Genomic DNA, 5,523 nt, shown 5'->3' with positions numbered 1-5,523 from the left:
TCTTTAAAACTCTTTAAAAAAAATAAATTGGTACAAAACCTAGTGTCAAAATATACAAAACCCACTGGCAAGCTACAGCTGGCAAGCTACACAAGCTACACTACAATTACACAGAATCAAAAAATTATAGCACCATAAAAGTGCTGTGGCGGAGGGGGTGGGATTCGAACCCACGGTACAGTCTCCTGCACGCCGGTTTTCAAGACCGGTGCCTTAAACCGCTCGGCCACCCCTCCAAACTAGATATGCTTTTTGACAAATTTCTTGTAAAAGGTCAATCATTTTAATACGCATTTTAAAGCGTTCTTTGTAAAACTATTTAAGTTTCAATTAAAATAATTTTTCATAAGTTAATTCTTTGAGTGTGTTATCTAAGAGTTTCATTTCTAAACATGGTAGTTTTTTCTGAAAAAATGAAAGGTAATTATGATATTTATCATTTTTTTCCTGTTTAAAAGTTTTTTATAAAGCAATATTTTTTTAAAGTTCTAACAATCGTTTTCGTAATAATAAGAAATGTTTAGTTGAAAATGTTTGATAAATTATATTAAATTCCGGTCGTGTATTTTTGAATTATTTTACCTTTCCAGATATTTATTTTATTTAGATCGTTCATATTGGCGAAAAGAAAATGTTATTACTCTAACAGTTTATGAGAGATAAATTTGTAAGAATGACATATATATTCAAGGAAAGTTTTTATTGAGTTTAAATTAAGTATAATTCAATAAGAAAGCTCTTTAAAAGATTTTAATTTTTTAAATAAAAATATTCAGATATTTAGTGCGTCTAAAGAGTACCTTGGAGGGAATGGCTGATTTGCACTATTTGAATAAAATTTTATGTAAGATTTGCATCGATAGTTTAAAATTTCTTCTAGATATGACTGGAAATTAGGTATATTTATAATGCTTTTTCTGTGGGATAAGCAAAAAGTTAATTTGAATGGAAGAAAAAATTATTGAGCAATACACTTAGATCAATAGATAATTTGTTAAGGTATTACATAGTTTTTCAAGAATAGAACTTAAAAATGCTAAATTATGCAGAAGCAGAAAGCATAAACTTTAACAGACAAGGTTTTAAAAGCCGATTCATTTACAAACATGTGTAAAATAAAAAATGGTGCCCCCAGAGAGCGAATCAGGCTTTAGCAACAAGATTCAAAGTATATAAAGATGTATAAGGGCGTATTGATGTCTATAGCTTTTTATGATTCAATAAAAAAATTAAGTATTAAAGGAACAATCTCAAATCAGAAATTAAAGGTGGTCTAAAAGGTGGACCAAAAAAGGTGGACGAGCAATGCTTGAAAAGGTGGACGAGAGGGGACGTTAAGTGAGGGCAATTCATCGGTTATCAGCATTACTTGTAAAGTCCTCTCTACAAGGAAAATATTGTGATGGGGCAGGGCTATGGTTGAATGTTCGAAAAGACAATACACGCTCTTGGTTTTTTCGCTATACGCACCATAATAAGCGCCGTGAAATGGGACTTGGTCCTGTTACGAAACTCTCTTTAAAAGAAGCGCGTGAGCTTGCAAGATATTATAGTGATATTCTTAAAGAAGGCAATGATCCTATTGTCTTTCGAGAACAGACTATTTTAAAACAGCAAAGCAATATTTTTCAAGAAATTGCAAAAGCGGCTTTTGAAAGCAAAAAAGCAGAGTTGAAAAATGAAGGTAAAAACGGCCGCTGGTTTTCTCCACTAGAGTTGCACGTGATTCCACACATAGGCAAATTACCTATAGAAAAATTAACAGCCAATATCATTCGCAATGTTCTAGCACCCCTTTGGCATGAAAAAGCAGACACAGCGCGAAAAGCGCTTAACCGTATCAATATTTGCTTGAAATATGCAGCGGCTCTTGGTTTAGATGTTGATCTACAGGCTTGTATGAAGGCACGCGCGCTTTTAGGAAAACCACGTACGACTTCAACAAATATTCCTGCTATGCCATGGCAAGAGGTTCCGGCATTTTATCAAAGCTTAGATGATAAGATCCTTTCAAATTTAGCATTGAAGTTACTTATTTTGACGGGAGCACGGTCATATTCATTGCGCTATTTGCGCCTTGAACAAGTTGACAAAAATATATGGACGATACCAAAAGAAAACATGAAAGGTATTGTAGGAAAAGTTTCAGACTTTCGTGTGCCACTGAGTGATGAAGCTTTGAGAGTTATTGAAAAAACTCTCCCCTTTGAAAAGAATGGTTTCCTCTTTTCTGGTCTTACGGGCAAGCCAATTTCTGATGCCACCATGGCAAAGTATATGACAGTTTGTGGTTTGACTTATCGTCCCCATGGTTTTCGTTCAAGCTTACGGGATTGGATAGCAGAAACAACGTCAACACCATTTGAGATTGCCGAAACTGTTCTTGCCCATTCAGTTGGAAGTTCAGTGACAAAAGCTTATATGCGAACGGATTTTTTGGAACAACGACGTGTTCTCTTGGAACAGTGGGCTGCATTTATATCAGGAGAGGCTTGATAATATGTCTATTGTCGAGTCAGGTATCTAAGAAACACTTAAACGATTAGCGGATAGATTACGATATAATCTCTTTTTCCCCGCTTTAAAAGCGGGGAGGGGATAAATCATTTTATTGGCAAATTCATCTTATCGAAAAATAACCGATGTCTTTTCTTGGCATTATCTACAAGCTTGTCAAATGAAATCACTTCTATATAAGCTTTATAATTTTCGTTATATCCAAAATACCCCATGTTATCACCTGTTATTCTTAAATTCGAGTTTTTGCAACATTTCCTTATACTATCAGTTAAATCACAGATAATATAACAATAACCAGGTATATCAAGAGAGTCTTTTATAGGACGACCATCGAATGTTTTTACTTTACCTATTCTAATTTTATCTAGATAATCAAACACTTGTTTAATAGGATCTGTTTTATCTCCTGATTGTGCATCATCTCTCATTGGGCGTTTAATTTCTATTATAAAAAGAGATGCCAATTGCATAGGCTGTTCGTCTGATATTAAAATAGGATTGTCGTATATAGGGTTGTCATATACATTTAAGGCACATATATCAGGTCTTTTATCTTCTGTAGAACCTGTAATAGGCATTTCTTTCAATGAGATGTCAGAAGCTAAATAATCATGAAAAACTAACTTTTCATCTATTAACCATAAATTACAATTATCCATAGAAATGTCATTGGAATCACACTTCATTGGCATTATGAGTTTGTGAATAACATTTTCTTTAGCGTAGCCTTTATCGCTTTTCTTTAAAGCCTTTTCTAGAAGATCTAAGATAACTTTTCTGTGGCATAAGTAACCTATTAGATCAGAGCGATTAAGATCATTTACAGTTTCTACATATGCGCTAACTTTATTTAAGTATTCTTCATAATTTGCGTTTTGTTCAGCTTGCAAAATATCATGACCTTCTTTTAAAGCCTTTTCTTCTAATTTAGTAAGATGTTTATGAAGGAGAAGCTCTAAGCTTTGGTCAGAGCTTGAGGGAGAAGCTATGTAGTCATTTTCAGTTAAATGTTTTAGAACTGTACGGTAACGTGGTGCTTTTTCAGCTACGAATTTTTCAATTATTTTCTTACTGTTTTGAATGTTTTGCTTTAATTCTTTATCTAAGTATTTTTGAATACTAGGGACTACAGCTTTCCGTATTTTATCAAATGATATCTCTATCTTCTCTAGTACCCCTTCAGTATTTTCTTGAATATCAAAGCCTATTCTTTCAGCACGTACTCTTTCATCCAAAAAAGGAGAGCTTACGTAGCAAGAGTAGATAAATTCACCTATATCATCTTGCAGTTTTGCATGAATACCAGGAACGTTATGAGATAATCCCTCTTTTGTGATAACTCTGTTGGCTGCACAAAAATATAAAGCCTAGTTTTCTAAAGGTAAGGACCTAAATTTAATATGCATAATAGAAAAGTTATACTTTTCTATTATTATTTTTTCATTAAAAATGGCTCCATGCATGCATTGTTCATATAGATCATTCAATAATATCTTTTCTGAGTCATCTTCAATAGTTATAGAGGGACAACTACCGGTTCTTGCAAAATACCAGAGACAATGTTCTAAGAGTGCTTTTGCGATAGATTGTAATTTTTTAGGAATATGATTTTTATATTTTTGTTGTAAACCTGTTAACTCAACAACAGTTTCTCTCTTTATACAATTATCTTGAAATTCGTGTAATGCTTTTATACCTTGAACAGCGTCGAATAAGAATTCACGCCCTTTTAATCCTCTATCTGTTTCATAAATACTCCGGATTTTTATATTATCAAAAGCTTTAAGCCATAAAAGTCGTCCTATACCATGGCAACCTTTTTTTATTTTATGATCTGAGTCTAAAGTTTCAAATGATTGAAAATTATGATCATTAAAGCCTGTACCATTATCGATTACTTTAAAACCTATAATTTGTGTTTTGTTTCGTTTTTCAGTATCTTTTTCAAGTGGTAGTGAAGCTTGCTTCGATCTTATGACTGAAACTATAATGTAGCGTGAGGAAAAATCATTTCCTATTTCTTCAATGGAATGAATAGAATTTACAACTGCTTCAAAAAGAGGCAGTAGAGCATGATTTTCTGGTAAAGATGTATTTCTTACGCGGCCACTTAAATTTGTTTTCATTATCCACTCTAATCTATAAAAGACAATCAATTGTGTCGTTTTACAAAGATTTGACTTCCTCTTCATCCTTAAAGGATTAAAATTTCGAAGCTCTTCATATCAAATATAGTTTATTAGAAGCTTTAAATTCATGAAACAATTAATTCAAAGATTAATTCTTTGAAATCCACTGTTTTAAATGGGCGAAGATATTGTCTATCACCTCCATGAGACGAGCAAAATTAAGAATCCATTTTCTAAAGAATTTCGCGCGTCTCAAAGTATGTTTAGAGCCGGATATTTGGTTTTTGTGTAAAAATACTTACAAACGCATCCATAATACGTGAAAAATCAAGCGCTAATAAGAGTATAATGAGTACAATCCATTTTGTATAACGAGACATCACTTTTATACTTTTGTAGGTCATGATGATTTCTTGAAGGATTTCTTTTTCTGCTTCTGTAAGTTCTGTATCGTCTTGTGTTTTTTTTCTAGCCATGTTTCCACCCACACACGCGTTCACCTAGATTATTGTGCTTTAAAATCTCTCTTGCTAAGTTTGAACTGATGGCGTTCAGATCTTGCCGGCTTAAATAAATTGGCAACCAACCAATACAAGAAGAAGTATATTTATTTGTCGCGCAACCAATCAGAGAGAGCAGTACGCACATCAGCATCACTTTTTTGATTAATTTCATTTTCTACCTCAAGACGGGTTGTGGCTGCTTTTAAAGCTTTTTCTGTTTGCTTTTGTTGCTCTGCTTTTTTCCCAAGAATAAAAGCTCTTGCTAAAATCATAAAAAAAGCAGCTAAAGCCGCGCCTGTTAGCATCAGATTTCTTTTCATCCATAAGATCATAGACGATGCTCCTGAAAGCGTTTAGCAACAAAGAAAATA

At 33.3% G+C, this 5,523-nt stretch carries 5 protein-coding genes and 1 tRNA gene; 1 reads left to right on the top strand and 5 read right to left on the bottom strand.

What is annotated here, in order from left to right:
* Positions 1 to 146: 146 nt before the first annotated feature.
* A tRNA-Ser gene (locus ACFIJZ_RS09125) sits at positions 147 to 236 on the bottom strand.
* 1,102 nt (positions 237 to 1,338) lie between these two features.
* Between ACFIJZ_RS09125 and ACFIJZ_RS09120 the strand changes: the two genes are divergently transcribed.
* Positions 1,339 to 2,496 carry a tyrosine-type recombinase/integrase gene (locus tag ACFIJZ_RS09120; RefSeq protein ID WP_375631813.1) on the top strand — a complete coding sequence of 386 codons (1,158 nt, stop codon included), beginning with the start codon at positions 1,339 to 1,341 and terminating at the stop codon, positions 2,494 to 2,496.
* A 107-nt stretch (positions 2,497 to 2,603) separates the two neighbouring features.
* Here the strand turns inward: ACFIJZ_RS09120 and ACFIJZ_RS09115 are convergent, their stop codons facing one another.
* The 4 genes from ACFIJZ_RS09115 to ACFIJZ_RS09100 form a co-directional block, all read right to left on the bottom strand.
* On the bottom strand, positions 2,604 to 3,755 hold the full coding sequence (locus ACFIJZ_RS09115) for a hypothetical protein (protein WP_375631811.1): 1,152 nt from the start codon (positions 3,753 to 3,755) through the stop codon (positions 2,604 to 2,606).
* Between the two features lie 132 nt (positions 3,756 to 3,887).
* Positions 3,888 to 4,646: a hypothetical protein gene (locus ACFIJZ_RS09110; protein ID WP_375631809.1), complete on the bottom strand. Its 759-nt coding sequence runs from the start codon at positions 4,644 to 4,646 to the stop codon at positions 3,888 to 3,890.
* A 266-nt stretch (positions 4,647 to 4,912) separates the two neighbouring features.
* Positions 4,913 to 5,125, bottom strand: coding sequence for a hypothetical protein (locus ACFIJZ_RS09105; protein ID WP_375631807.1), 213 nt, complete (start codon positions 5,123 to 5,125; stop codon positions 4,913 to 4,915).
* Between the two features lie 131 nt (positions 5,126 to 5,256).
* Complete coding sequence (locus ACFIJZ_RS09100; protein ID WP_375631806.1) at positions 5,257 to 5,484, bottom strand: hypothetical protein; 228 nt, start codon at positions 5,482 to 5,484, stop codon at positions 5,257 to 5,259.
* Between the last annotated feature and the right edge of the window lie 39 nt (positions 5,485 to 5,523).

The organism is Bartonella sp. CL70QHWL, from assembly GCF_042194855.1.
Taxonomy (GTDB): domain Bacteria; phylum Pseudomonadota; class Alphaproteobacteria; order Rhizobiales; family Rhizobiaceae; genus Bartonella.
The sequence above is the reverse complement of the archived record's forward strand: the minus strand, read 5'-3'. Positions and strand labels throughout refer to the sequence as shown.

What these genes read in the sequence shown, in the direction of transcription:
- ACFIJZ_RS09110 (WP_375631809.1), bottom strand. Translation starts at nt 4,646, where the DNA reads ATGAAAACAAATTTAAGTGGCCGCGTAAGAAATACATCTTTACCAGAA.
- ACFIJZ_RS09105 (WP_375631807.1), bottom strand. Translation starts at nt 5,125, where the DNA reads ATGGCTAGAAAAAAAACACAAGACGATACAGAACTTACAGAAGCAGAA.
- ACFIJZ_RS09100 (WP_375631806.1), bottom strand. Translation starts at nt 5,484, where the DNA reads ATGATCTTATGGATGAAAAGAAATCTGATGCTAACAGGCGCGGCTTTA.